General features: G+C 58.7%; 24 protein-coding genes, 1 tRNA gene and 1 pseudogene. 19 read left to right on the forward strand and 7 right to left on the reverse strand.

Features of this window, described 5'->3' with window-relative positions:
- Window positions 1–65: 65 nt before the first annotated feature.
- From I9184_RS17910 to I9184_RS17920, 3 genes are all read left to right on the forward strand, one after another.
- A complete protein-coding gene (locus I9184_RS17910) occupies window positions 66–2,354 on the forward strand; it encodes a glycosyl hydrolase family 28-related protein (RefSeq protein ID WP_209835316.1) in 2,289 nt (762 codons plus the stop codon).
- A gap of 144 nt (window positions 2,355–2,498) precedes the next feature.
- Window positions 2,499–2,825, forward strand: coding sequence for an antibiotic biosynthesis monooxygenase family protein (locus I9184_RS17915; protein ID WP_152459145.1), 327 nt, complete (start codon window positions 2,499–2,501; stop codon window positions 2,823–2,825).
- A 65-nt stretch (window positions 2,826–2,890) separates the two neighbouring features.
- A complete protein-coding gene (locus tag I9184_RS17920; protein WP_171725080.1) occupies window positions 2,891–3,298 on the forward strand; it encodes a universal stress protein in 408 nt (135 codons plus the stop codon).
- A gap of 3 nt (window positions 3,299–3,301) precedes the next feature.
- Here I9184_RS17920 and I9184_RS17925 read toward each other — a convergent pair whose 3' ends face one another.
- Window positions 3,302–3,784, reverse strand: coding sequence for a pyridoxamine 5-phosphate oxidase (locus tag I9184_RS17925; protein ID WP_209835317.1), 483 nt, complete (start codon window positions 3,782–3,784; stop codon window positions 3,302–3,304).
- 142 nt (window positions 3,785–3,926) lie between these two features.
- On the opposite strand from I9184_RS17925, the gene I9184_RS17930 reads away from it, so the two are divergent.
- Both I9184_RS17930 and I9184_RS17935 read left to right on the forward strand, forming a co-directional pair.
- On the forward strand, window positions 3,927–4,349 hold the full coding sequence (locus tag I9184_RS17930) for an excalibur calcium-binding domain-containing protein (RefSeq protein WP_209835318.1): 423 nt from the start codon (window positions 3,927–3,929) through the stop codon (window positions 4,347–4,349).
- A 157-nt stretch (window positions 4,350–4,506) separates the two neighbouring features.
- Complete coding sequence (locus tag I9184_RS17935; RefSeq protein ID WP_209835348.1) at window positions 4,507–4,740, forward strand: zf-TFIIB domain-containing protein; 234 nt, start codon at window positions 4,507–4,509, stop codon at window positions 4,738–4,740.
- A 5-nt stretch (window positions 4,741–4,745) separates the two neighbouring features.
- Here the strand turns inward: I9184_RS17935 and I9184_RS17940 are convergent, their stop codons facing one another.
- On the reverse strand, window positions 4,746–5,174 hold the full coding sequence (locus I9184_RS17940) for an excinuclease ABC subunit B (protein ID WP_209835319.1): 429 nt from the start codon (window positions 5,172–5,174) through the stop codon (window positions 4,746–4,748).
- Window positions 5,175–5,217: 43 nt separating this feature from the next.
- Window positions 5,218–5,925, reverse strand: coding sequence for an ORF6N domain-containing protein (locus tag I9184_RS17945; RefSeq protein ID WP_209835320.1), 708 nt, complete (start codon window positions 5,923–5,925; stop codon window positions 5,218–5,220).
- Window positions 5,926–6,094: 169 nt separating this feature from the next.
- On the opposite strand from I9184_RS17945, the pseudogene I9184_RS17950 reads away from it, so the two are divergent.
- A pseudogene (locus I9184_RS17950) lies at window positions 6,095–6,847 on the forward strand (hypothetical protein); the annotation flags it as partial.
- An 86-nt stretch (window positions 6,848–6,933) separates the two neighbouring features.
- On the opposite strand, the gene uvrB reads toward I9184_RS17950, so the two are convergent.
- Together uvrB and I9184_RS17960 are read right to left on the reverse strand one after the other, a co-directional pair.
- On the reverse strand, window positions 6,934–9,120 hold the full coding sequence (gene uvrB, locus I9184_RS17955; protein ID WP_280922505.1) for an excinuclease ABC subunit UvrB: 2,187 nt from the start codon (window positions 9,118–9,120) through the stop codon (window positions 6,934–6,936).
- Between the two features lie 14 nt (window positions 9,121–9,134).
- Window positions 9,135–9,392, reverse strand: coding sequence for a hypothetical protein (locus I9184_RS17960; protein ID WP_171638041.1), 258 nt, complete (start codon window positions 9,390–9,392; stop codon window positions 9,135–9,137).
- 157 nt (window positions 9,393–9,549) lie between these two features.
- Here I9184_RS17960 and I9184_RS17965 point away from each other — a divergent pair, with 157 nt between their 5' ends.
- From I9184_RS17965 to I9184_RS18025, 13 genes are all read left to right on the forward strand, one after another.
- The gene (locus I9184_RS17965; RefSeq protein WP_152459136.1) at window positions 9,550–9,861 is read left to right on the forward strand and encodes an ETC complex I subunit; all 312 of its coding nucleotides are present in this window, start codon (window positions 9,550–9,552) and stop codon (window positions 9,859–9,861) included.
- On the forward strand, window positions 9,862–10,338 hold the full coding sequence (locus tag I9184_RS17970; RefSeq protein WP_171638037.1) for a GNAT family N-acetyltransferase: 477 nt from the start codon (window positions 9,862–9,864) through the stop codon (window positions 10,336–10,338).
- A 21-nt stretch (window positions 10,339–10,359) separates the two neighbouring features.
- Window positions 10,360–10,436: transfer RNA gene (locus tag I9184_RS17975), tRNA-Arg, on the forward strand.
- Between the two features lie 381 nt (window positions 10,437–10,817).
- Window positions 10,818–11,831: an inositol 2-dehydrogenase gene (iolG, locus tag I9184_RS17980; protein ID WP_209835322.1), complete on the forward strand. Its 1,014-nt coding sequence runs from the start codon at window positions 10,818–10,820 to the stop codon at window positions 11,829–11,831.
- Between the two features lie 124 nt (window positions 11,832–11,955).
- On the forward strand, window positions 11,956–12,876 hold the full coding sequence (locus I9184_RS17985; protein WP_171638033.1) for a sugar ABC transporter substrate-binding protein: 921 nt from the start codon (window positions 11,956–11,958) through the stop codon (window positions 12,874–12,876).
- A 69-nt stretch (window positions 12,877–12,945) separates the two neighbouring features.
- The gene (locus I9184_RS17990) at window positions 12,946–14,052 is read left to right on the forward strand and encodes an ABC transporter permease (protein ID WP_171118992.1); all 1,107 of its coding nucleotides are present in this window, start codon (window positions 12,946–12,948) and stop codon (window positions 14,050–14,052) included.
- 1 nt (window position 14,053) lies between these two features.
- Window positions 14,054–14,875 carry an ATP-binding cassette domain-containing protein gene (locus I9184_RS17995; protein WP_152459131.1) on the forward strand — a complete coding sequence of 274 codons (822 nt, stop codon included), beginning with the start codon at window positions 14,054–14,056 and terminating at the stop codon, window positions 14,873–14,875.
- A gap of 153 nt (window positions 14,876–15,028) precedes the next feature.
- Window positions 15,029–16,861, forward strand: coding sequence for a 3D-(3,5/4)-trihydroxycyclohexane-1,2-dione acylhydrolase (decyclizing) (iolD, locus tag I9184_RS18000; RefSeq protein WP_209835323.1), 1,833 nt, complete (start codon window positions 15,029–15,031; stop codon window positions 16,859–16,861).
- A complete protein-coding gene (gene iolE / locus I9184_RS18005; RefSeq protein WP_209835324.1) occupies window positions 16,858–17,757 on the forward strand; it encodes a myo-inosose-2 dehydratase in 900 nt (299 codons plus the stop codon). The genes iolD and iolE overlap by 4 nt, the downstream gene beginning before the upstream one ends.
- A 50-nt stretch (window positions 17,758–17,807) precedes the next feature.
- Window positions 17,808–18,989: a phytanoyl-CoA dioxygenase family protein gene (locus tag I9184_RS18010; RefSeq protein WP_209835325.1), complete on the forward strand. Its 1,182-nt coding sequence runs from the start codon at window positions 17,808–17,810 to the stop codon at window positions 18,987–18,989.
- A 48-nt stretch (window positions 18,990–19,037) separates the two neighbouring features.
- Complete coding sequence (iolB, locus tag I9184_RS18015; protein WP_209835326.1) at window positions 19,038–19,844, forward strand: 5-deoxy-glucuronate isomerase; 807 nt, start codon at window positions 19,038–19,040, stop codon at window positions 19,842–19,844.
- On the forward strand, window positions 19,841–20,599 hold the full coding sequence (locus tag I9184_RS18020) for an SDR family oxidoreductase (RefSeq protein WP_171638020.1): 759 nt from the start codon (window positions 19,841–19,843) through the stop codon (window positions 20,597–20,599). Before iolB ends, I9184_RS18020 begins: the two co-directional genes overlap by 4 nt.
- A 26-nt stretch (window positions 20,600–20,625) precedes the next feature.
- A complete protein-coding gene (locus I9184_RS18025) occupies window positions 20,626–21,405 on the forward strand; it encodes a TIM barrel protein (RefSeq protein ID WP_209835327.1) in 780 nt (259 codons plus the stop codon).
- A 3-nt stretch (window positions 21,406–21,408) separates the two neighbouring features.
- On the opposite strand, the gene I9184_RS18030 is transcribed toward I9184_RS18025, so the two are convergent.
- Both I9184_RS18030 and I9184_RS18035 read right to left on the reverse strand, forming a co-directional pair.
- Window positions 21,409–22,248: a class II fructose-bisphosphate aldolase gene (locus tag I9184_RS18030; protein ID WP_209835328.1), complete on the reverse strand. Its 840-nt coding sequence runs from the start codon at window positions 22,246–22,248 to the stop codon at window positions 21,409–21,411.
- Window positions 22,245–23,081 carry a 5-deoxy-glucuronate isomerase gene (locus I9184_RS18035; RefSeq protein ID WP_171638014.1) on the reverse strand — a complete coding sequence of 279 codons (837 nt, stop codon included), beginning with the start codon at window positions 23,079–23,081 and terminating at the stop codon, window positions 22,245–22,247. Before I9184_RS18035 ends, I9184_RS18030 begins: the two co-directional genes overlap by 4 nt.
- Window positions 23,082–23,087: the final 6 nt, after the last annotated feature.

Below are 23,087 nucleotides of genomic sequence, written 5' to 3' on the forward strand. Positions count from 1 at the left end.
GGACCTGGACACGGGGTTTGGACGCGTCGCCAGATTGGCGTGGCGCGATTTAGAAAGGGTTTTCAATGAACAAGGCAATCACTGACGGCATCGTCTTCATGCCGCCTCAATTCGCGAATGGCCTGAACGTTTGGTCTGCGGGGGACGGAACGCCCGGCTCGCCCACATATGGTGGATCCGGCACGGGGGTTTTCGTGCCTGCGGATGCCGATTTTGGTGGCTGTCTGGAGATCCTGAAAGTCCAAACCACCCAACAGCTTCGATACATGGGCCAGACGCCGATTTTGCCTGGTTGCTATTTGCAGATCAAAGCGCGGGTCAAGGCGATCAGCGGCCCTTTGCCGTCGGTGCGCATAGCGGCCTGGGCCGGGGGCGCGGGGGACACGCATGTGTCAGGTGTCGTGGAGCAGGGGCCTGCAACACAGCTGTCGGGCTATGGAGGAGTGCATGAAATAACGGCGATTGTCGGAACCGGCAAACGCCCCGGCGTGGACATGCCTTGGGGGCTGGCCGCCCTGTATGGCCATTTTGGTCTGGATATTGAGGGCGCGAATGGGGCGCTGGTGCGTGTCGACGACCTGGAGATCACGGATGTCACCGGTGTCTTCCTGCGTGAGATGATCAGTGTTGTGGATGTGCGCGACTATGGGGCCATCGGCGACGGTGTGACGGATGATTCAGCTGCGTTTGAAGCGGCCGATCAGGCGGCGGGTGGCCGTCGGGTTTACGTTCCGCAAGGGACTTATCATCTGGCCGAAAACACCAGTATGACGTCCGAAATGGACTTTGAAGGCACAGTCACCATGCCGGATGACAAGATGCTGTTGCTGACAAAGGATTTCCATCTGCCGGCTTACATCTCGGCTTTCGGAGACGAAGAACTGGCGTTCAAAAAAGCGTTTCAGGCCCTTCTGAACAATTCGGATCATGACTCGCTGGATTTGGGTGGTCGCAAGATTTCCGTCACCGCGCCGATCGACATGGCCGCAGCGGTTCCCAACAAGCAGAGTGGTTTTTCAACCCGTCGCGTGATCCGGAATGGTCAGTTTGATGTCAAAAGCAGTTCGGCGTGGGATACCGAAACGTTCACCTCGACTGCGACCTATGATCCGTCGGACAAAACGCGTCTGACCAATGTCGCGAATGTCGCCAACGTTCCTGTTGGGTCCTACGTTGCCGGCAGCGGAGTCGGGCGCGAAATCTATGTACGGTCAAAGAATGTCGGTGCGGGTGAGATCACACTGAGTGCGCCTCTTGTGGGGGCTTCGGGGACCCAGTCTTTCACATTCTATTCACTCAAGTACCTGCTGGATTTCAGCGGCTTCAGCACGCTCCGGAAATTCGGCATGGAACAGATCGAATTTCAGTGCAACAGCCGATGCAGCGGAATTCGTTTGGCGGCCTCCGGCAGTACGTTTTCGTTGAGCGACTGTTTTATCAGCCGCCCGAAAAACCGGGGGATCACGTCGACCGGAACGGGGTGCAAGGGTATGCTGATCGATAATTGCCAGTTCCTGTCAGCAGAAGAATCCCTTGTCGTCACGGACCGATATTCCATTGCGTTGAATACCAATTCAAACGATGTGAAGTTGCGCCACAACCGAGCGGTGCGTTTCAGACATTTCGCCGTTCTGGGCGGTGACAACAACATGATCCTGGGCAACCATGTCTTTCAGGGCGATAGCATCCCGCAAGGTGTGCGTACGGCCGGTTTGATCATGATCGGCACCTACAACAGTTCCACTATCGCCGAGAATTATGTCGACAACTGTTTCGTCGAATGGACGAATGAACGCGACCCGTCGCCGACCTACACGAGTGGCTTTTCGTTCAGTGCAATGAGCATCACGGACAACATCTTTTATTCCAGTCAGGCCCCGTCCTGGTTCAGTTTCATCGTCATTCGTCCCTATGGGCCCGGGCATTTTCTCAATGGCCTGGTCGTGACTGGCAACAAGTTCCGTGCCACGAGCGGTGAAATCTTTCGAGCGGATCGGGTGGATACAAGCTTTGCCGACTTGAACAAAGACAGGCACTCGAACGTGACCTTCCAGAACAATACGTATCATGGCGTAACAAGGAAATCCGCAAACCCGTTGAGGGTTCGTTATACGCAGAACTCGGTGTCCAATCTTTGGCCTGTTTCGGCAAACGGGCAGTTGCCTTTCGACGGCAAAGCAAGAAGCTGCGATGGGGTTGCGACGATCGGTGTGCTCTCGGGGGTGTTCAACAACCACGTCTTCAGCGCGCCTCATGTTGAGGTCGAACAGGGGGCGACAGGCGACAGTTTTCTGTTGCGTTGGCCAGAGCATGTGAAGGGTACGGCCTCGGTTCTGATGCGCATGGAACGTTAAAAGGCTGTCTGGCCACCCCGAAACGGGTGGCCATTTCACTCTGATCTGACCGTAAAATGACAGACCCGGTTTGCAAGGTCGGCAGGAAATAGGCGACGTTTCATTTTGATGTGTTAGGCTTGGGACAGAAAGTGGAGAATCCCGATGCTGAAAATCGCCAAAAACGCCAGTGTTCAAACAGTTATCACGACCTTTGAAATGACGCCCGGCACCTGTCAGGACCTTCTGGAAGCTCTGACGGATGCCTATGCCGAATTCATTTCGAAGCAGCCAGGTTTCGTTTCCGCCGGGCTGCACGTCAATGACGCGCAAACCCGAATAGCAAACTATTCGCAATGGGAACGCCGCGAAGATTTCCTTGCCATGCTGCGCACGCCTGAAATGCGCGATCGCAACCGCAAGATCAACGAACTCTGCAAAAGCTTTGAACCGGTCATGTATGACGTCGCTGAGACATTCGGCAGTTCCTGACCTGAATCAAAGCCTGCAATTCGTATCTGTTTCAAAGTTAGCCTGCAACAACGGAGGCTCACATCATGTATCACAACATTCTGGTCCCCATCTCGTTCGATGTTGAAAGAGATACATCTGGGCCTTTGAAGCTGGCCCAGATTCTGGCCACGCCAGACGCGCAGGTGACCTTGTTGCATGTGGTCGAGCATATTCCTAACTATGCAATCTCGTACATGCCGTCAGAATATCTGACAGAGGCGCGTAAGGCGATTCAGACAGAACTGGATGAACTGGCATCGCAGCTGCCGAATGCAAAGGGTTTGGTGATCGAGGGACATTCCGGCCGGACCATTCTGGATTGGGCCGAGGCGAACAAACCCGATCTGATCATAATTGCGTCCCACCGGCCGGGGATGCAGGACCTGCTACTGGGCTCTACCGCGTCTCATGTCGTTCGTCATGCGGCATGTGCCGTGCATGTGGTCCGCTGATGGCTAGAAATCCTGTGCGGTAAGGCGGCAGGCCCTGCCAAATCCGGCGTTCAAAAGACCGCCCTGGGTTGCGAACCGGACCAGTCCGAAATCGGCGAAATCGATATAGAGTTTCGCTTTGGGCCGTCGCGCCAAGTACCGGTCGCGCAAGTCACCATAGCCTGCCATGTCCCGGTGAACTGGCTGAGCGATCACGTGCAATGTCAGGCGCGGATGGGTCAGCGGGTCGCCCTTGTCTGCGGGCTCTCCGATCAGAAGGGCGCAGTTGGGACAAGCGCTCAGCGCGCGCGTGTGTTCCGCAAGGGTTGAAATCAGCGAAACAGGGCAACCTGCTTCATCCGTGGCCAGCGCGATCCGCGAGACAGACGGCAACCCGGTGTCAGGGCGCAGAAAGGCCAGCGCGGCAAATTTGGCCTGAAAGAGAAGGTCCTGTGCTTGCAAGCGCGCCGCTGCGTCGGGCGTCTGATAAGGATCGGATTGGGTCACGATATCGGTTCGGCAGCAAAAAATCGGGCAGATGACGGTTCCCTGTCATTTTAAGTGCCTGAAATGGATTGCGCCATTTGTTTTACCTCAGCGATATGGGATTGCCTCGGCTTTGCCACAAATCGACGTTACAGATCAGACAATGCTGTTCAAGAAACCCTCGCAGGATACGCCTGATCCGAAGCCGCGGCCGTCCAGACGACACCGGCGCGCAGAGGCGACGCGCAGGCATGCGCTGTCTCCGATACGCATTCTGGTCATGGTTCTGTTGTTGCCGCTGACCACCGTGCTGATCGCCACGGGTGTTTTTCTGCGCCTGTCCGAATTTGAGCGGGAAGAGGCGGTGATCCACCTGATCGCATTGGCAGGGTGTGATGCAACGCAGTCGCTGGGGGTGGGGCCGTTTTACGAGGGGCAGGCGGGTTATCACAAGCGTAATGACCCGGATGGCGACGGGGTCGCCTGTGGCGCTACCAGCCCGCCCCGGGCAACTGCGCCGCAAGTTCACAACAGTCCCGAACCGCAACAGCGGTCTCTTGGAACGGCCAAGTTCGTGCGCCCCTGACGGTTGTAATCGCGAAGTCCAGAAAATCTGCTCGGGACGGGGCCGGTTGCCTGTGTCATCCAGTTAGCCTCAAGCGAACGGGCGTCATGTCACAGTGGGATGGCAATGCAGCGGATCAACCCCATCTCATATGGATGGCAAAACAGGAGATCGTATGATGCAATGCCCGATTGACGGAACTCAACTGGTCATCACGGACAGAAACGGGGTTGAAATCGACTATTGTCCGCAATGCCGAGGTGTCTGGCTGGATCGGGGCGAACTGGACAAGATCATCGAGCGTTCGACAGCGTATTCTTCGCCACAACCCGGCTACGATGACCGGGCGGATCACGGCCATCGCAAGAAAAAGAAAAGAGGCGGCTTTCTGGAAGATCTGTTCGATTTCTGACCCGGTTAGGACAGCTGGGCCCCGGCACATTCGCGGAAAATGCGAACCTGGGGCGCTGCACCGTCCAAGGGAAATTCACTCACCCTGTCCTGCGTAAACGCATAGGCGGTCAGGTTGTATTCCAGCCCGTCCAGCACGTTTCCAAATCCGGTATCGGTAACCGTCAGCATCGATGCACCGTCAGATAGGACATGATGCGGAGTGGCGATTTCGATAGGGTTTGGCCCCTGGAACCGCATCGCGAACCATGGGGTATTGGTCCAACCTTCGGTCTTGCGGGTAACGGACAGGGTATAGAGCGGCTTTGCGGGGTCATAGGTCAGGAATATCTCTGCCGTGCCCGTCACGTGTGACAGGGTGCAGATCTGGCCCACCGTTGCTTCCCACGCGGCGGCGGGTGTTCCGAGGATCAATGATAACAGGACAACGCGCATGGTGCGGAGTCTAGCGGCCGAAAGGTCCGGGGCAAGGGCTGCGTCAGCCTTTCATCGCATTCAGCAGGTCCAGCAACCCCTTGCGGTCGTCATCATCGGCGTAATCGCCGGCGGCCAACCGTTCGGCGATGCGCAGGCGCAGACGCTCGTGCTGGGTGCGCACCTCTTCGCCTGCGGTTTCGGCCAGGGTCTTCATGATCACCGCCACCGCTTGCTGGCGTTTGGTGGTGGGGTTGGCGATGTAATCGACCAGGCTCTGCTGCCCGGAATCGAGGATGTTTTCGGCCAGATCGCGCAGTTGCTGGCCATTGGGCAGCAGCGGGGCGGGGGCGTCTTGGGGCGGCAGGATCTCGGGCGCGCTGCGCGGGGTCTCGGCCAGGGCGTTGGCGCCGTCGACGAAGGCCTCGGTGATCATCCGGGTGATCCTGATCGCGCGCGGATCCTTGAACAGGGTCGAGGCGATGGCCACGCCGTAATCGGTATAGACCCAAGGATTGACCCGCCGCCCGCCGCGGCCTTTGGGCTTTGAAATCACATTCCGTGATGTCAAATCGGCCACCTCGGCGTCGGTCAGCTGAAAGCGGTAACCTTCGAACAGGTCCTTGTTGCGCGAGACGGCCTGATTGAAGGCGCTGACGGACTTTCCGTAGAACCGCGCCAGATCCTCGGCCAGCACCACGCGGGTGCCGCGCACCCGGTGAATGGCGCTTTGGACTTCATGGGTGCTGGGCAGGCTATTGGGTTTCGTCATGGTAACCGTTTGGAATCACAATTTGTGATTTCAAACGTGGAGGAGGGTGGAGCGGGGTGCAAGTTTGAAAAGTTTAGATGCAGACGTATCCAGTGCTTGCTTCCAGCAGGTGATTGAATGGCTCGGTGTGCCGATATAGGTTGCATTCAGTAAATTATGTGAGGTGAATGTGAGCATTTCTAGCGCGAGGGAGTTTATTGGAGAGGTCAAGAAGCACCCTGAGAATTTCTATTTGATTCATTACTCTTGCCAAAACTTGAATGACGACAACGAAGGGCTGTCGCCGAGGATTACATCGATTGCTGTGTCTCACTATGCGACGGAGCAAAGTGTAAGCTTCTCGACCCACGCTATCGCCGAAGAGTTGGGAATACCAAGAGAACAAGTCATCGAACGATTTGATGACGTCGAAAAAGAACTATTGGATCAATTTTATAAGTTCATTCGTGATAGAAGAGACAAGTTTTGGGTGCATTGGAATATGCGAAATGCCACTTACGGCTTTGAGCATATCGAGCACAGATATCGAGTGCTTGGCCAAAAGGATGCTCCCATAATTCCTGTAGAACGCAGGGTTAATCTGAGTGACATGATTTCTCAAAGGTACGGCAGTGACTACGTTGCTCACCCTAAGCTACCGAATCTTATGGACCTGAATGGAGGCAAGCACAGAGACTTTTTATCCGGAGCTGACGAGGTAACAGCATTCAATAACAGTGAGTTTATGAGAATGCACAAATCCACTTTGTCTAAGGTGAGCTTTTTTCACACCGCTCTGAGAAAATTGGTCAAAGGAAAGCTACACACGTCTTCAAGAGGCTGGGGCGTTAGGCTTGATCGCCTCTTCGAAAGTCGCGGAGTCAAAGCGGCAGGCCTGTTAGGTGTTGTGCTGTCACTTGTATTGGGCGTGAATCAGATTTGGAATTTGGCCTACTCAGAGCAGATCGACGAGTCGAGTGCTCCACCAATTATAGAGCAGGGTGTAGAAACAAGCGAATAGAACGCCATTCACCTCTTCCTTCTCTTCACATTCCCACCCCGCTGCCCTGGTCGTCCAGCCGTTGACCGCCCCCGCGATTTCACTGCGTCTTCCGAGGCTTTCTCGACCGCCCATTGGCGCGCCATTGGGTCGTCGGCGACGGCGAGGTCGACCGCTTCCAGACGTTTGATCTCATCCCGGATGCGGGCGGCCTCTTCGAATTCCAGGTTCTCGGCCGCCTTGCGCATCTGCTCGCGCAACCCGTCCAGATGGGCCTCGAGATTGGCGCCGTGCATCGGTTTGTCGATGGTGGCGGTGACGCGGTTCATGTCGACGTCGCCTTCGTAGAGACCGGCCAGAACGTCCTCGACATTCTTCTTCACGGTCTCAGGCGTGATGCCGTGTTCTTCGTTATAGGCGATCTGCTTGGCGCGGCGGCGGTTGGTTTCCTCCAGCGCGCGTTCCATGCTGCCGGTGATGCGGTCGGCATACATGATCACGCGGCCTTCGGCGTTGCGGGCGGCGCGGCCGATGGTCTGGATCAGCGAGGTTTCCGAGCGCAGGAAGCCTTCCTTGTCGGCGTCCAGAATGGCGACCAGGCCGCATTCGGGGATGTCGAGCCCCTCGCGCAGCAGGTTGATGCCCACCAGCACGTCGAAAGCCCCCAGTCGCAGGTCGCGCAGGATTTCGATCCGCTCGATCGTGTCGATGTCGGAATGCATGTAGCGGACCTTGATGCCCTGTTCGTGCAGGTATTCGGTCAGGTCCTCGGCCATTCGCTTGGTCAGCGTTGTGACCAGCGTGCGGAACCCCTTGGCCGCGACCTTGCGCACCTCGTCCAGCAGGTCGTCCACCTGCATCTCGACGGGGCGGATCTCGACCTCAGGGTCCAAGAGGCCCGTGGGGCGGATCACCTGTTCGGTGAAGACACCGCCGGTCTGTTCGATTTCCCACTTGGCCGGGGTGGCGCTGACGAAGACGGATTGCGGGCGCATGGCGTCCCATTCCTCGAACTTGAGGGGTCGGTTGTCCATGCAGGAGGGCAGGCGGAAGCCGTGTTCGGCCAGGGTGAATTTCCGCCGATAGTCGCCCCGATACATGCCGCCGATCTGCGGGACGCTGACGTGGCTTTCGTCGGCAAACACGATGGCGTTGTCGGGGATGAATTCGAACAGGGTCGGGGGCGGCTCTCCGGGCGCGCGGCCGGTCAGATAGCGCGAGTAGTTCTCGATCCCGTTGCAGACGCCGGTGGCCTCGAGCATTTCCAGATCGAAATTGGTGCGCTGTTCCAGCCGCTGCGCTTCCAGCAGCTTGCCCTCGCCCACCAGTTGATCCAGCCGCTGGCGCAGTTCCTTTTTGATGCCGATGATCGCCTGCTGCATCGTCGGTTTCGGCGTCACGTAGTGCGAGTTCGCATAGACGCGCACCTGTTCCATCGTCGCGGCGCGCTCGCCGGTCAGCGGATCGAATTCGGTGATGCTTTCCAGTTCCTCACCGAAGAACGAGAATTTCCAGGCGCGATCCTCAAGGTGGGCAGGCCAGATTTCAAGGCTGTCGCCCCGCACCCGGAAGCTGCCGCGCTGGAAGGCCTGATCGTTGCGGCGGTATTGCTGGGCCACCAGATCGGCCATCACCTGCCGCTGGTCGTATTCGTGCCCGACCTTCAGATCCTGTGTCATCGCCCCGTAGGTCTCGACCGAGCCGATGCCATAGATGCACGAGACCGAGGCCACGATGATCACGTCGTCACGCTCCAGCAGCGCCCGCGTGGCCGAGTGGCGCATCCGGTCGATCTGTTCGTTGATCTGCGATTCCTTCTCGATATACGTGTCCGATCGCGCGACATAGGCCTCGGGCTGGTAATAGTCGTAGTAGGAGACGAAATATTCGACCGCGTTTTCCGGGAAAAACCCCTTGAACTCTCCGTAAAGCTGCGCCGCCAATGTCTTGTTGGGGGCGAGGATGATGGCCGGGCGTTGGGTTTCTTCAATCACCTTGGCCATGGTGAAGGTTTTGCCCGTACCGGTCGCCCCCAACAGAACCTGATCGCGCTCTCCATCCAGAATGCCGCCTGCAAGTTCCTTGATCGCGGTTGGCTGGTCTCCTGCGGGGGCGAACTCCGTATGCATGACAAACCGTTTGCCGCCTTCCAGTTTCAGGCGGGCCCGAACATCTTCGGTTGTCATTTGAGTCTTGTCGGAATGGGCGTATGGCATGGGCAGGCTCCGGATCAGGCCCCTACATTTGTTCTTATTTTGTCCAACTGCAAGGGCTGATCCGGTACAAATTCCCCAGTTTTGAAACTGGGCAGATACGCATCCGGATTGTGATCCGAACCAACCTTGCCGGCCAACGCGGCAAGGTCGCCGATGAGAGCCTTCGTCATCATCGGTTTGCCGGCGATCACGGCATGGGCTTCGGTCGAGGGCATCGCCCGGTTGTTCCCGGGGTTTGCGTTGACGTCCAGAATGCATTCACGATGGATCATCTGCTTATCCTTCGGCTGACTTGTCGAAGATCATAGTTGGCTCTGATGACAGTTTCTGTCATTGGCTTGCTTCGACAATCCGCGACAATTGTTGTCTTGTCCCGGGCTGCGCTCTGACGCATAAACAGGTCCAGCCAAGTGAGTACGGAGAGGCGACATGCGCGCACGGATTTACCAGCCTGCAAGGAATGCGATGACTTCAGGAATGGCCAAGACCCGCAAGTGGGTTCTGGAATATGCCCCCGCTTCGGCACGTGAGGTTGATCCGCTGATGGGCTGGACATCATCCAATGACACGCAAACCCAGATACGCCTGAAATTCGACACCAAGAAAGAGGCGATGGATTATGCCAGGGACAATGGCATCGATGCGCAGGTCAGCGAGCCGCACAAGCGCAAACCCAACCTGCGCGCACGCGGATACGGAGAAAACTTCGCCACCGACCGCCGTGGGCCCTGGACACACTGAATGATCGAAATTCGCGAGGCAGACCCGACCTCGGACGTGTTGCGCCCGATTGTGGAAGCTCATTTCGCTCACAGCGAATCGGCCGGCCCTGCGGAAAGCAACCATACGATGAGCGCAGAATCACTGGCCGGATCGGGCATTCGATTCTGTGCGATTTACGACGATCAGCAGGCTTTGGGCTGCGGCGCCTTGAAGCTGTTGCCCGATGGCACGGCCGAGGTGAAATCGGTGCATATCCTCGCACAGGCACGGGGGCGCGGACTGGCGCGTGTCATGATGGCTCATCTGGCCGATCTGGCGCGCGCAGAAGGCGTCAAAGCTTTGGTTTTGGAAACCGGGGCAGAGCATCTTCCAGAGTATGATGCCGCCCGCAAGCTTTACGAAGCGTTGGGTTATTCCTATTGCGGACCGATCTTTGGGTACAGTGACGATCCGAACAGCGCATTCATGCGCTTGGCTCTTGAACCCCGCTCGTAAAAACCGCAAGAAGGGTGCAGCGGTCCCTTAGCTCAACTGGATAGAGCAGCTGACTTCTAATCAGCAGGTTGAGGGTTCGAGTCCTTCAGGGATCGCCATTCTCGAATTTCGATTTCGATGAACACGTCAGGCCGCAATGCGGGCTGTTTCTTCGCGGTTGTCGGGTAAGGTATGAAGGGCTGGACGAGGGGGTCATGCCAGCCCTTCTAAGGGGTCACAGAGTGGTAGTGTGTGTTCCTTAACCAAACATTAACCTGATTCACCATGTTCCGAAATTGGGGGATTCCCGTAGGATGGCCAATGCGCGGATTTCAGCGTGTGGGTTGCAGCCGGCGGATCAGGATCCGGGATCATAACGCGAATTTTTCAGGGTGATATGGGGCCTGGGCCGCAAAAGCGCCAAGGTTGTGAAAAAAATATTGCAACCGGTTGCAAATAGAATCATTGTTGCGCGCAACAACAAGATTCGGGAGATCTGTATGTTGAACGTCGGATTGTTGGGTGCCGGGCGCATCGGGCGTGTTCATGCGCAGGCGATTGCATCGCATCCGGGCAGCAAACTCATTGCTGTTTCCGATGCCTTGACCGAGGCCGCGGCCAGCCTTGCCAGTGATCATAGGGCCGAGGCGCGCAGTTCCGAAGAGATCATTGCGGATCCGGAAATCGGCGCGGTTCTGATTGCAACTCCAACAGATACGCATTCTGACCTGATTGAAGCAGCGACAGGCGCAGGAAAAGCCGTCCTGTGTGAAAAGCCAGTTGATTTGGACCTGAAGCGCGCCTCGGATTGTCTGAATACCGTCGCGGAACGCGGCAAGCCGGTCATGATAGGGTTCAATCGGCGATTTGATCCCAATTTTGCGACCTTGAAGGCGGGGTTGGATGCGGGTGAGATCGGCAAGGCAGAGCTCCTGTCGATCACATCTTTTGACCCGGCGCCACCACCAGTCAGCTACGTAAAGGTGTCTGGCGGTTTGTTTCGGGACATGATGATCCATGATTTTGACATGGCTAACTTCCTGATGGGGGACGTTCCCGAAACGATCTCGGCGGTTGGGTCCTCGCTTGTGGATGCTGAAATCGGCGCCGCGGGGGATGTGGATACAGCTGCAGTTACAATGACTTACGCGGATGGCCGCATCGCGGTCATCAAGAATTCGCGGCGCGCGGCCTATGGCTATGACCAGCGGGTCGAACTGCTGGGGTCCGAGGGGTTGCTACAGGCTCAGAACATGCTGGAAAACACTGTCGTAAAGTCAACGGCGGACGGTGTGGTGGGGGCCAAGCCGACCTATTTCTTCCTGGAACGCTACATGCCTGCTTACCGTGTGGAATGGGCCGCATTTGTCGACGCTGTTGAAAGTGGATCCGAAGTTCCGGTCACGCTGAAGGACGGTGTTGCAGCGCTGGCGATGGCCGAGGCCGCGACCCTGTCAGCGCAGACGGGAAAGCCCGTTCGGATGGAAGAGATTTTGAAACCGGTTGCAAAATGATCGAAATTCTTCAAACTAATACCAGCTCGGCCCAGCGCCGCAGCCACTGAGATTCGGCACAGCCGGATGATTGGGGCCGGTACCCCGACAGAAGATCAGACTGAACCATTGGGAGGAAACTGAAATGAAGAAATTCGTTAAAGGCGCGCTTGCTGCGGGGGCACTGGCCTTGGCCACACCTGCATTTGCGCAGGAAATCGTGGTCGTGTCGCATGGCCAGGCCAATGACGCATTCTGGAACGTCGTGAAGAACGGCGTAGAGCAGGCCGGAAAAGATGTCGGTGTGAATGTGGAATATCGTGCACCTGAGACCTTTGACATGGTTGCCATGTCGCAGCTGATCGACGCCGCCGTGAACCAGGAGCCTGACGGACTGATCGTCTCGATCCCGGATGCCGATGCGCTTGGCCCCTCAATCGAACGTGCGGTTGCCGCCGGTATCCCGGTGATCTCGATCAACTCGGGTGCGGAAGTGGCCAAGGAACTGGGCGCTCTGCTGCATGTGGGTCAGGACGAATATGATGCGGGCAAGGCGGCTGGTGAAAAGCTGGCCTCGATGGGTGGAACCAATGCGATCTGTGTCAACCACGAGGTCGGCAACGTATCACTTGACCTGCGCTGTGAAGGCTTCACCGAAGGGTTTGGCGGTAAAGTAACCGTTCTGCCGACCTCGAACGATCCGTCCGAGATCGAGTCCAAAGTTGCCGCCGCGCTGGCCGCTGACGAAAGCGTCGATACCGTTATGGCGCTGGGCGCGAGCTCGGCCGGCGAGCCTTCGGTCGCCGCGGCCAAAGCCTCGGGGCGGGATTTGAATGTTGCCTCGTTCGACCTGTCGGCCAACTTCCTCCAGTCAATCGTGGATGGTGACGCGGCCTTTGCCATTGACCAGCAGCAGTACCTTCAGGGCTACCTGTCGGTGAACTTCATGGGTCTGCACGCCAAATACGGCCTGATGCCGGGCGGCGACGTGCCTTCGGGTCCGAACCTGATCACTCAGGACAAGGCCGCACAGGTCATCGAACTGTCCGCGCAGGGTATCCGCTGATTTCGGCGCGATCCGACAAACAACAGGATCGGCGCCAACGCGCCGGTCTCACCGAATTGGGAGGAAACCATGAGTGAATCAGCGCCCGTCCTGTCGGACGAAAGGGTCAAGAAAGAACCGTTCCTGACCAAACTGATGAAAAGACCCGAGCTGGGCGCCATTGCAGGGGCGGTTCTGGTATTCGTGTTCTTTGCGATCACCGCAGATGAATCGATGTTCACTCTTGCCGGTGTCATGAACTTCATGACCCCTGCGGCACAGTTGGGTATCCTGGCGATCGGTGCGGCACTGCTGATGATCGGTGGAGAGTTCGACCTGTCGATCGGATCGATGGTCGCGTTCTCGGGGCTGTTTTTCGGCGTCTGCGTCGTGACCTGGCAATTGCCGCTGATCTTTGCCATCCCAATGACATTCGTATTTGCGGCCTGTGTCGGTGCGGTCAACGGCAATATCGTGATCCGTTCGGGCCTGCCTTCGTTCATTGTAACGCTGGCGTTTCTGTTCATCCTTCGTGGCCTGTCACTGGTGGGGCTGAAAATGGCGACAGGCGGTTCGACCCAACTGCGCGGCGTGCGCGACGCGGTCGAAAACGACTGGCTGGCCCCCTTCTTTTCGGGCGAAGCATTCGGCAGCCTGTTCGCATGGCTGGCCGCCAACGGCATGATCGATACATTCAAAAGCGGCGCGCCCAAGGTCCCGGGTATTCCGGTCGAAATCCTGTGGTTCATCGTCATTACACTGGCGGCGACCTACGTGCTGCTGCGTACCCCGGTAGGGAACTGGATTTTCGCCTCGGGTGGTGACAGCACGGCTGCATCCAATTCGGGTGTACCGGTGAACCGCGTCAAGGTTTCACTGTTCATGCTGACGGCGTGCTGTGCCGCCCTTGTGGCGATCATTACCGTCATGGACGCAGGCTCGACTGATGCGCGGCGGGGGTTCCAGAAAGAATTCGAGGCGATCATCGCCGCGGTGATCGGCGGCTGCCTGCTGACCGGCGGATACGGCTCGGCCATCGGGGCTTTCTTCGGCTCGATCATCTTTGGAATGGTCGTCATCGGACTGACCTATACCGACTTTGATCAGGATTGGTTCCAGGTCTTCCTGGGTGCCATGCTGTTGATTGCCGTTCTGTTCAACAACGCGATCCGCAAGCGCGTAACCGGGGAGCGCTGATATGACCGAAGACACCAAGTTCCACCATGGCGATGCCGTCGATGATCAGGCGCCCATCGTTCAGATGAAAGACATCGAAAAGCACTTTGGCAATATCATCGCACTTGCTGGCGTCAGCTTTGACGTCAAGCCCGGGGAATGCCATTGCCTGCTGGGCGACAACGGCGCGGGCAAGTCCACCTTCATCAAGACCATGTCCGGGGTTCACAAACCCACCAAGGGCGAGATTTTGTTCGAAGGCCAGCCGTTGCATTTCGACACGCCGCGTGACGCGATGGAAGCGGGCATCGCGACCGTGTTTCAGGATCTTGCGATGATCCCGCTGATGAGCGTGACGCGCAATTTCTTCATGGGGCGCGAACCCACAAAGGGCAAAGGGTTGCTCAAGCGGTTCGATGTGGATCATGCAAACGAAGTCTGCATGGAAGAGATGCGCAAGATGGGCATCAATCTGCGCGCGCCGGATCAGGCGGTTGGGACATTGTCCGGCGGCGAACGTCAGACGGTGGCCATCGCGCGGGCGGTGTATTTCGGCGCCAAGATCCTGATCCTCGACGAACCGACCTCGGCGCTTGGTGTGCGTCAGACGTCGAATGTTCTTGCCACGATCGACCGGGTGCGCAGCCAGGGTGTCGGCGTGGTTTTCATCAGCCACAACGTGCGCCATGCGCTGGCGGTGGGCGATCGTTTTACCGTACTGAACCGCGGCAAAACTCTGGGCACTGCCAAACGCGGTGAAATCACACCCGAAGAGTTGCAGGACCTGATGGCCGGTGGTCAGGAAATGGCCGAGCTTGAGGGATCGCTGGGCGGTACTGTCTAAAGCAAGACACTCGGATGCCCTCACGGGGGGCATCCATCGGGCGGTGGCACCTGACGCCACTCTGATTTCAGGCTCTGGCAAAAGGCCTGACACCTTCGCAAATGAGAAAACCCGCGGACCGCCGATGGCGGCTCCGAGTTGAAAGGGATCATGATGAGCAAAACAGTCCGATTGACCGCGGCGCAGGCTCTGGTGCGCTATCTGGGCGCGCAGATGAACGAGGCCGGAGAGCCGTTCATCGCAGGTGTGTGGGCGATCTTCGGCCATGGCAACGTGGCCGGTCTGGGCGAGGCGCTGCATGGGGTGAAAGACAGTCTTCCCACCTATCGCGGTCACAACGAACAGACCATGGCACACAGCGCTATTGCTTATGCCAAGCAGTTGGGTCGGCAACGCGCCATGGCGGTGACATCGTCGATCGGACCGGGGGCCACCAACATGGTCACGGCCGCTGCTCTGGCCCACGTGAACCGTCTGCCTGTTTTGTTGCTGCCCGGCGATGTATTTGCGACGCGTGGCCCCGATCCGGTTTTGCAGCAACCCGAAGTGTTCTCGGATGGAACCATCAGTGCGAATGATTGTTTCAGACCGGTCAGCCGGTATTTCGACCGCATCACCCGCCCGGAACATCTGCTGACGGCTCTGCCGCGCGCTTTCCGCACGATGACGGACCCGGCGGATTGCGGCCCGGCGACGCTGGCCTTTTGTCAGGATGTGCAGGCCGAAGCTTATGACTATCCCGAAAGCTTCTTTGAGCCGCGCGTCTGGTATCAGCGCCGCATTCGCCCGGATGAGGGGGAACTGGCGCGCGCCGTTGCCGCGATCAAGGCCGCCAAGCGCCCCGTTATCGTTGCCGGCGGAGGTGTGCATTATTCGGACGCAACCGCCACGTTGCAGCGTTTTGCCGAGGCACACAATGTCCCCGTGGCCGAGACACAGGCCGGCAAGTCCGCATTGGCCTGGGATCATCCGCTCAACCTTGGTCCTGTTGGTGTCACCGGGGGGGAACCTGCCAACGACATCTGCGCAAGGGCGGATCTTGTGCTGGGCGTCGGCACCCGGTTTCAGGACTTCACCACCGGGTCATGGGGGTTGTTTGCGAACCGCGAGCGGGAATTGATCAGCCTGAACACCGCCGCCTATGACGCAGAGAAGCACGGAGCGATGCCGTTGCAGGCCGACGCTCGGGTTGGTCTGGATGAACTCAGCGAAGCGCTGGGCGGCCATCGCGCACCGGATCTGCCCGCGGCATTGAAATCTGATTGGTTCGGCAAAGTTGATGCGCTGACGGATGCCCCTGCGGACAGCAATGCACTTCCCACGGATATGCAGGTGATCGGCGCCGTGCAGCGGGCCGCCAAGGAAAACACTGTTGCGATGTGCGCTGCCGGAACGATGCCGGGTGAGCTGCACAAGCTTTGGAAGGCACCACGCCCCGGAGCCTATCACATGGAATATGGTTTCAGCTGCATGGGGTATGAGATCGCCGGTGCCATGGGCATCAAGATAGCCCAGCCCGACCGCGACGTGATCTGCTTTACCGGTGACGGCACTTATATGATGGCTAACTCGGAAATGGCGACGGCGGCGATGATGGGGATTTCGTTCACTGTTGTCGTCACGGACAACCGCGGGTTTGGGTGCATCAACCGTCTGCAAATGGGGACAGGCGGGGCCGAGTTCAACAACCTTCTCGACCACACTGTGCACGAGACAAAATCAGCCATCGATTTTGCCGCCCATGCGGCAGCGATGGGGGCGACTTCGGTCAAGGTCAGTTCAATTGCCGAGCTCGAAGACGCGCTGGCCAAACGCGATGAGGTCAAAGGCCCCTATGTCGTGGTGATCGACACCGATCCCTACCCATCGACCGAATATGGCGGAACCTGGTGGGAAGTGGCGGTGCCCGAGGTCAGCACCCGCCCCGAAGTGAATGAAAAACGCGCGGCCTATGAAGTCGCCATCAAGGAAAGAAACACGAAATGAGCGTGAAGATCGGTATCTCTCCGATTGCCTGGCAGAATGACGACCTGCCGGACCTGACCGCAGCTTACACGATGGAGCAGGCGCTGAAAGAAGCGCGCGAGATCGGCTATACAGGTGTCGAACGCGGCCAGAGGATGCCCGCCGACACCGAAGGGTTGCGGGCCTATCTGGACGTAAATGACATCGCGCTGTGTGGGGGGTGGTGCTCGGGCAGCACGCTGGTTAACGACCTGCACTCCGAGATCGCCGTCGTGCGCGAACAAGTCGAACAATTCGTTGCGCTGAACAGCCCGTGCATCGTTTATGCCGAATGCTCCAATACCGTCCAGGGACAGATTGGAACACCTGTCAATGATCGCCCCAAACTGTCGCGGGACGAGGTTCTGGCCTATGCGGGGAAGCTGACCGAGCTTGCCAAATGGATGGCAGATCAGGGCATGCCGATGGCCTATCACCATCACATGGGCACGATCATCGAAAGCGAAGATGAGGTGAACTGGCTGATGGAGGGGTCAGGCCCCGAATTGAGCCTGTGTTTCGATACCGGCCATCTGCTGTTTGGTGGCGGCGATGTGATGGCCACGCTGAACCGTTGGGGCGACCGGGTGCATCACGTGCATTTCAAGGATATCCGCCCTGAAATCGTACAGGACACGCGTGAGAACAATCGCAGTTTTTTGGATGCGGTGATCGCGGGCGCGTTCACCGTGCCGGGCGATGGTTGCATCGACTTTCAGGCCGTGGCCAATGCACTGAAAGCAATGGATTACAGCGGCTGGATCGTGGTCGAGGCAGAGCAGGACCCGGCCAAGGCGCCGCCCTACGAGTACTCGAAAATGGGCTATGACCACATCGTCGAGGTCTGCGGCAAGGCCGGGCTGAAGATCACCCCATAAATCACCACCCCAAACGGGGCAACACCGAAGCCATCAGAGAGGAGCGCGTCATGGTACAACAGGACCTTGGATATGTCGGCTATTTCGACCGGGAATCCTGTGATCTGGACGAATTCAAGGTGTTGACCTCGCAGACCCTTTCCGCCGAGGCGATGCCTTTTGCCGCCTCGGTCGAAAAGAACGTGCCCGTCTATGATATGCAAGCAGTGAGCCCCGGTTTGGAACGGCCTGATACGCGCAGGGCCTTGCTGGCGGAATGGGGCCGGGTGCTGGGCAAATCCGCCGGTGTGATCGCCTTGAAGGGGGCGTATCCCGACACGTCGATCATTGATCGGGCGACGGATGTGTTTCGTGAAATCATCGAAGAAGAACGCCAGGGTGGCGCCGGTGAGGGCGATCATTTTGCCGCCTCGGGCGCGAATGACCGGGTGTGGAACGCGCTGCAAAAGCAATGCCTGCGCGACCCCGAGGGCTTTGCGCTTTATTTCGGGAATGTGGCCATTGCAGCGGCTTGCGAGGCATGGCTTGGCCCGAACTATCAGGTGACCGCTCAGATCAATCAGGTGCGCCCCGGTGGCAAGGCGCAACAGGCGCATCGGGATTATCACCTTGGGTTTCAAAGCGCCGAAAGCGCGGCCAGTTATCCGGCACAGGCTCATCTGGTGACGGCCTCGCTGACCCTGCAAGGGGCGGTTGCGCATTGTGACATGCCGGTGGAAAGCGGGCCGACCAAGTTGTTACCGTTCTCGCAGCTCTACCCGCCGGGCTATCTGGCGTTCCACGATGAAGCACACCGGGCGCATTTCGAAGACAGCTGTATCCAGTTGCCATTGGAAAAGGGTGACGCGGTGTTCTTCAATCCGGCGCTGTTCCATTCGGCGGGCGCGAACAGCAGCGCCAACATCAATCGCATGGCAAACCTGCTGCAAATCTCATCTGCCTTCGGGCGCGCGATGGAGTCGGTGGATCGGCGGGCGATGTCCGTGGCGGTGTTCCCGTCACTGATCGCCTTAAAACAGCGCGGGGCGCTGGACACAGCGCAGGTGGAGGCTGCAATTGCGGCCACGGCTGAGGGCTATCCCTTCCCGACCAATCTGGACACGGACCCCCCGGTCGGGGGCAATGCGCCGGAAAGCCAAGCGGATATTCTGCGTCGCGCGGTTGCGGAAAGATGGACTCAGGCGCAGCTGGCCCAGTCCCTATCGGCCCGGAACCAAAGGCAAGCTGCCTGAATACAACACAGGCGGGCACTCGGGGGCCGCCCAAGAAGGAGATCAAGAATGGCAGACCTGCTGAAGAAACCGATCGGAACCCGCGGCAAGGTACATGACATCACTCCGTCAAGCGCTGGATGGAAATACGTGGGCTTTGGGCTTTATCAGCTAAAGGCCGGGGATCGCGCAAACGAAGTGACCGCGGATCGCGAAGTCATCCTTGTGATGGTCGAAGGCAAGGCGCGGATCACCGGGGCAGGTCAGGACTGGGGCGTGTTGGGCGAGCGGATGAACGTCTTTGAAAAGACCCCGCCTCATTGCCTTTATCTGCCGAACGGAACCGAATGGGAGGCCGTGGCCGAAACCGATTGTGTGATCGCCGTGTGTTCAGCCCCGGGCAAGGGCGGCCACGAGGCCCGGCGGATCGGTCCGGACGGGATAACCCTGACTGAACGTGGAAAGGGTGCAAACACACGCTATATTAACAACATCGCGATGGAGGCCGAGGATTACGCCGACAGCCTGCTGGTGACCGAGGTGTTCACGCCGAACGGCCACTGGTCGTCCTATCCCAGCCACCGCCACGACGAAGATGACTATCCCCACATCACCTATCTGGAAGAGACCTACTACCACCGCCTGAACCCGTCGAACGGATTTGGGATCCAGCGGGTTTACACCGATGACGGCCAGTTGGATGAGACGATGGCGGTATCCGATGGCGACGTTGTGACTGTCCCGCGTGGCCATCACCCTTGCGGTGCGCCCTATGGGTTCGAGATGTATTATCTGAACGTCATGGCCGGACCGCTGCGGAAATGGCGGTTCGTGCCGGCCCCCGAGGTCGAATGGATCATGGAGCGTGACGGATGAGCCAAACTTTTGCCAATTACCCAAGCCTCGCAGGGAAGACTGTTTTCATCACCGGCGGCGCCGGCGGAATTGGCGCGGAAACCGTTCGGGCCTTTGCCGAACAGGGGGCAAAGGTTGGGTTTTTGGACCTCAACGCCGATGCCGGGCTTGCTTTGCTTTCCGAACTGGACGGAGAGCATGCATTCGCCCAATGCGATCTTCGCGACATTGACGAGATGAACGCCGCAATAGGGCAATTGGTTGAAGAGCTGGGCGAGGCGGGTGTTCTGGTGAACAACGCGGCCCGGGATGACCGGCACGACTGGCGCGACGTCACGCCTGACTACTGGGATGAGCGCATGGCGACAAATATCCGCCACATGTTCTTTGCCATTCAGTCGGTGGCACCCGGAATGATCGCCAGGGGTGCAGGTTCGATCATCAATATCGGCTCGAATTCGTGGTGGGAGGCCGGGGCGGGTTTCCCTGCCTATGCCACCGCCAAATCCGCTGTGCATGGACTGACCCGCACCATGGCGCGCGAGCTGGGCGATCACCGTATCCGCGTCAACACGGTCGTGCCCGGCTGGATCATGACCCAGCGCCAGAAAGATCTGTGGGTCACCCCCGAGGCTCTGGCCAAGCAGATCGACCGTCAGTGCCTGCCCGACCCGATCGACCCGGTCTATGTGGCGCGGATGGTGCTGTTTCTGGCCTCAAACGACGCGGCCATGTGCAGTGCCGGGAACTTCATGGTCGAAGGCGGGTCGATCTAAGTCTTTCCATACCGAAAGAGAAATCAATGCCTCAACCGTTTCAACTTGCGGCCTGTGCCGAGATGCTGTGGCTGGACAGGCCGATGGATTGGCGCGCCGCCCGGCTGGCCGAGATGGGGTTCGGTGTCGGGCTGTGGAACTGGCCGGAGCTCGATATTCCCAGACTGGTCGCAACCGGCGCCAGTTTCACCATCATGAACGGCTATCTTCAGGGGCGGCTGGCCGACGATGACGGGGCCGAGATGCTGCTGGCCTCGGCGGCCGAAACAATTCAGGTCGGCAAGCGTCTGGGCGTTGCGCGTCTGAATCTGCACGGCACCGGGTTGGGTGATGGTGGCATACCGATCTGGCAACATGACGAGGTCACAGGGCCGATGTGGCTCAAGGCCAGGGACACCCTGAACCGGATCTGTGATCTGGCCCAGGCCGAAGATGTGGTGTTCACGCTTGAAAACCTGAACCTGCTGGACCATCCAGGCTGTCCGTTCGGGTCAACGGCGGACGTGCTTTCCTTGGTTTCGTCGGTTGATCGTCCGCGGTTGCGGATCAATCTCGACCTCTACCATACCCAGATCGGCGAGGGGGATCTGATCCGCTGGTGTGAAAAATGCCTGCCCTGGATCGGAGAGGTGCAGGTGGCCGACAATCCCGGTCGGTGCGAGCCCGGAACCGGTGAGATCAACTATGCCGCCGTGGCGCGTGCGTTGAACGAATTGGGCTATCGCGGCCCGGTCGGGATGGAAGCCTTCGCCGCAGGCGACCCGGAAGACGCGCTAAACGCCTTCCGGTCGGCATTCACGCTCTGAGCGTTACCGCTGCGGTGGCGCACCAAAGGCGCGGATCACCGTGCGGGCAGCAGCCTCAACCGAGTCGTGCGTTTCCTTCAGGATCGTTACCCGGTCGAACCGGTCGGGGTCGCGGTTTACGGCCTCGCGCAGGGCGGTGCCGAAGGCCATGCGCAGCTCGGTCCCGATGTTGAATTTGCAGATCGCGGTTTCACGCGCCAGCCGCGCGCGCTGTTCGACCGGCACACCCGATCCGCCATGGATGACCAGTGGAACGTCGGTCATGGAGTCGATCTGGCGTATGCGGTTTTCGTCCAGACCACCTTCCTTTTTTTGCTGAAGGTGGACGTTTCCGACCGAGATTGCCATCGCGTCCACGCCGCTGTCGCGGGCAAACTTCGCGGCTTCCTCGGGATCCGTGCCGTTGGAACCTTCACCGCCGGAATAGCCGACGAAGCCGATCTCGCCCTCGCACGAGATCCCGGCGGCATGGGCCATTTCGGCAATCGCGGCGGTTTCATCGATGTTCTGCTGCAAGGGCTTGCGCGACCCGTCGAACATCAGCGAGGTGAACCCGCTGTCGAGCGCGATCTTGCAGTCCTCGAAGGTATAGCCGTGGTCCAGATGCGCCACCACGGGCACCGAGGCGTTTTCGGCCAGATACCGGAACATCTTGCCCAGGATCGGCAGCGGGGTGTGCTCGCGGCAGCTGGGTCCGGCTTGCAGGATCACCGGGGCGTTCTCGGCCTCGGCGGCGGCGACATAGGCGCGCATGTCCTCCCAGCCCAGCGTCACCAGGCCGCCGATGGCATAGCCCTGTTCGTAGGCGGGTTGCAGGACGTCTTTGAGTGTAACGAGGGTCATTTGAATTTGGCGATCATGTCTTTGATGCCCGGGATCGTTTCGATCTGATAGGCATGGGTGGGTTGGAAATACTGTACCAGCGACCGCTGGGTCAGCCCGCCGAGGATGGTGAAGTAATACATCTCGTATCCCGGCAGCACGCAGCACGGGTGATAGCCCTTGTCGATGCAGATCGTGGAGCCATCGACGATGTGATAGGCATCGCCCGGCTCGTTGTCCTCGCGTTGCAGCATCTGTAGGCCCGAGCCCCAGTTGGGTTTGAAGCGGAAATTGTAGGTTTCGTCATGCCGGGTCTCGTCCGGCAGGCGGTTGGTGTCGTGCTTGTGGCTGGGAAAGCCCGACCAGCCGCCCTGACCGACGGTGAACAGCTCGCTCACCAATAGGCGACCGACCTTGTCATGCTGTTTCTGGCCGAGGATGTGCTTGATTTTGCGGTGGGTCTTGGTGTCGTCGCTGCCGTATTGCACCAGGTCGTGCTCGCGCACGTCGAACGGATCCAGCACCTTGTCATACTTTGCGCCTGCCACGAACACCTCGGCAGCCTCTGACACGCAGACCATCTGCGCCCGTGCCCCCGACGGGACATAGGCGCCCTCGGGCTCGCCATCCCAGACATCCTCGCCCCGGTTGCCCAGATGGGCAAAGCGCACGCCTTCGACGTCCACGTCGACGCTGCCGGTGGCGGGCACGATGCAGGTCTCGTAGCCCGGCACCTGGTATTCGAACGCCTCACCTATGTTCAGTTTGACGATGTTGAAATAGTTCAGCGGAACGGTCGGATCATCGGCGTCTACGATGGGTTTGTTCCGATTGTCATAGGGCGCGATATGCATGGTACT

Origin of the sequence: Ruegeria sp. HKCCE3926 (assembly GCF_017872515.1) — a bacterium.
In the GTDB taxonomy this organism is placed as follows: Bacteria; Pseudomonadota; Alphaproteobacteria; order Rhodobacterales; family Rhodobacteraceae; genus Ruegeria.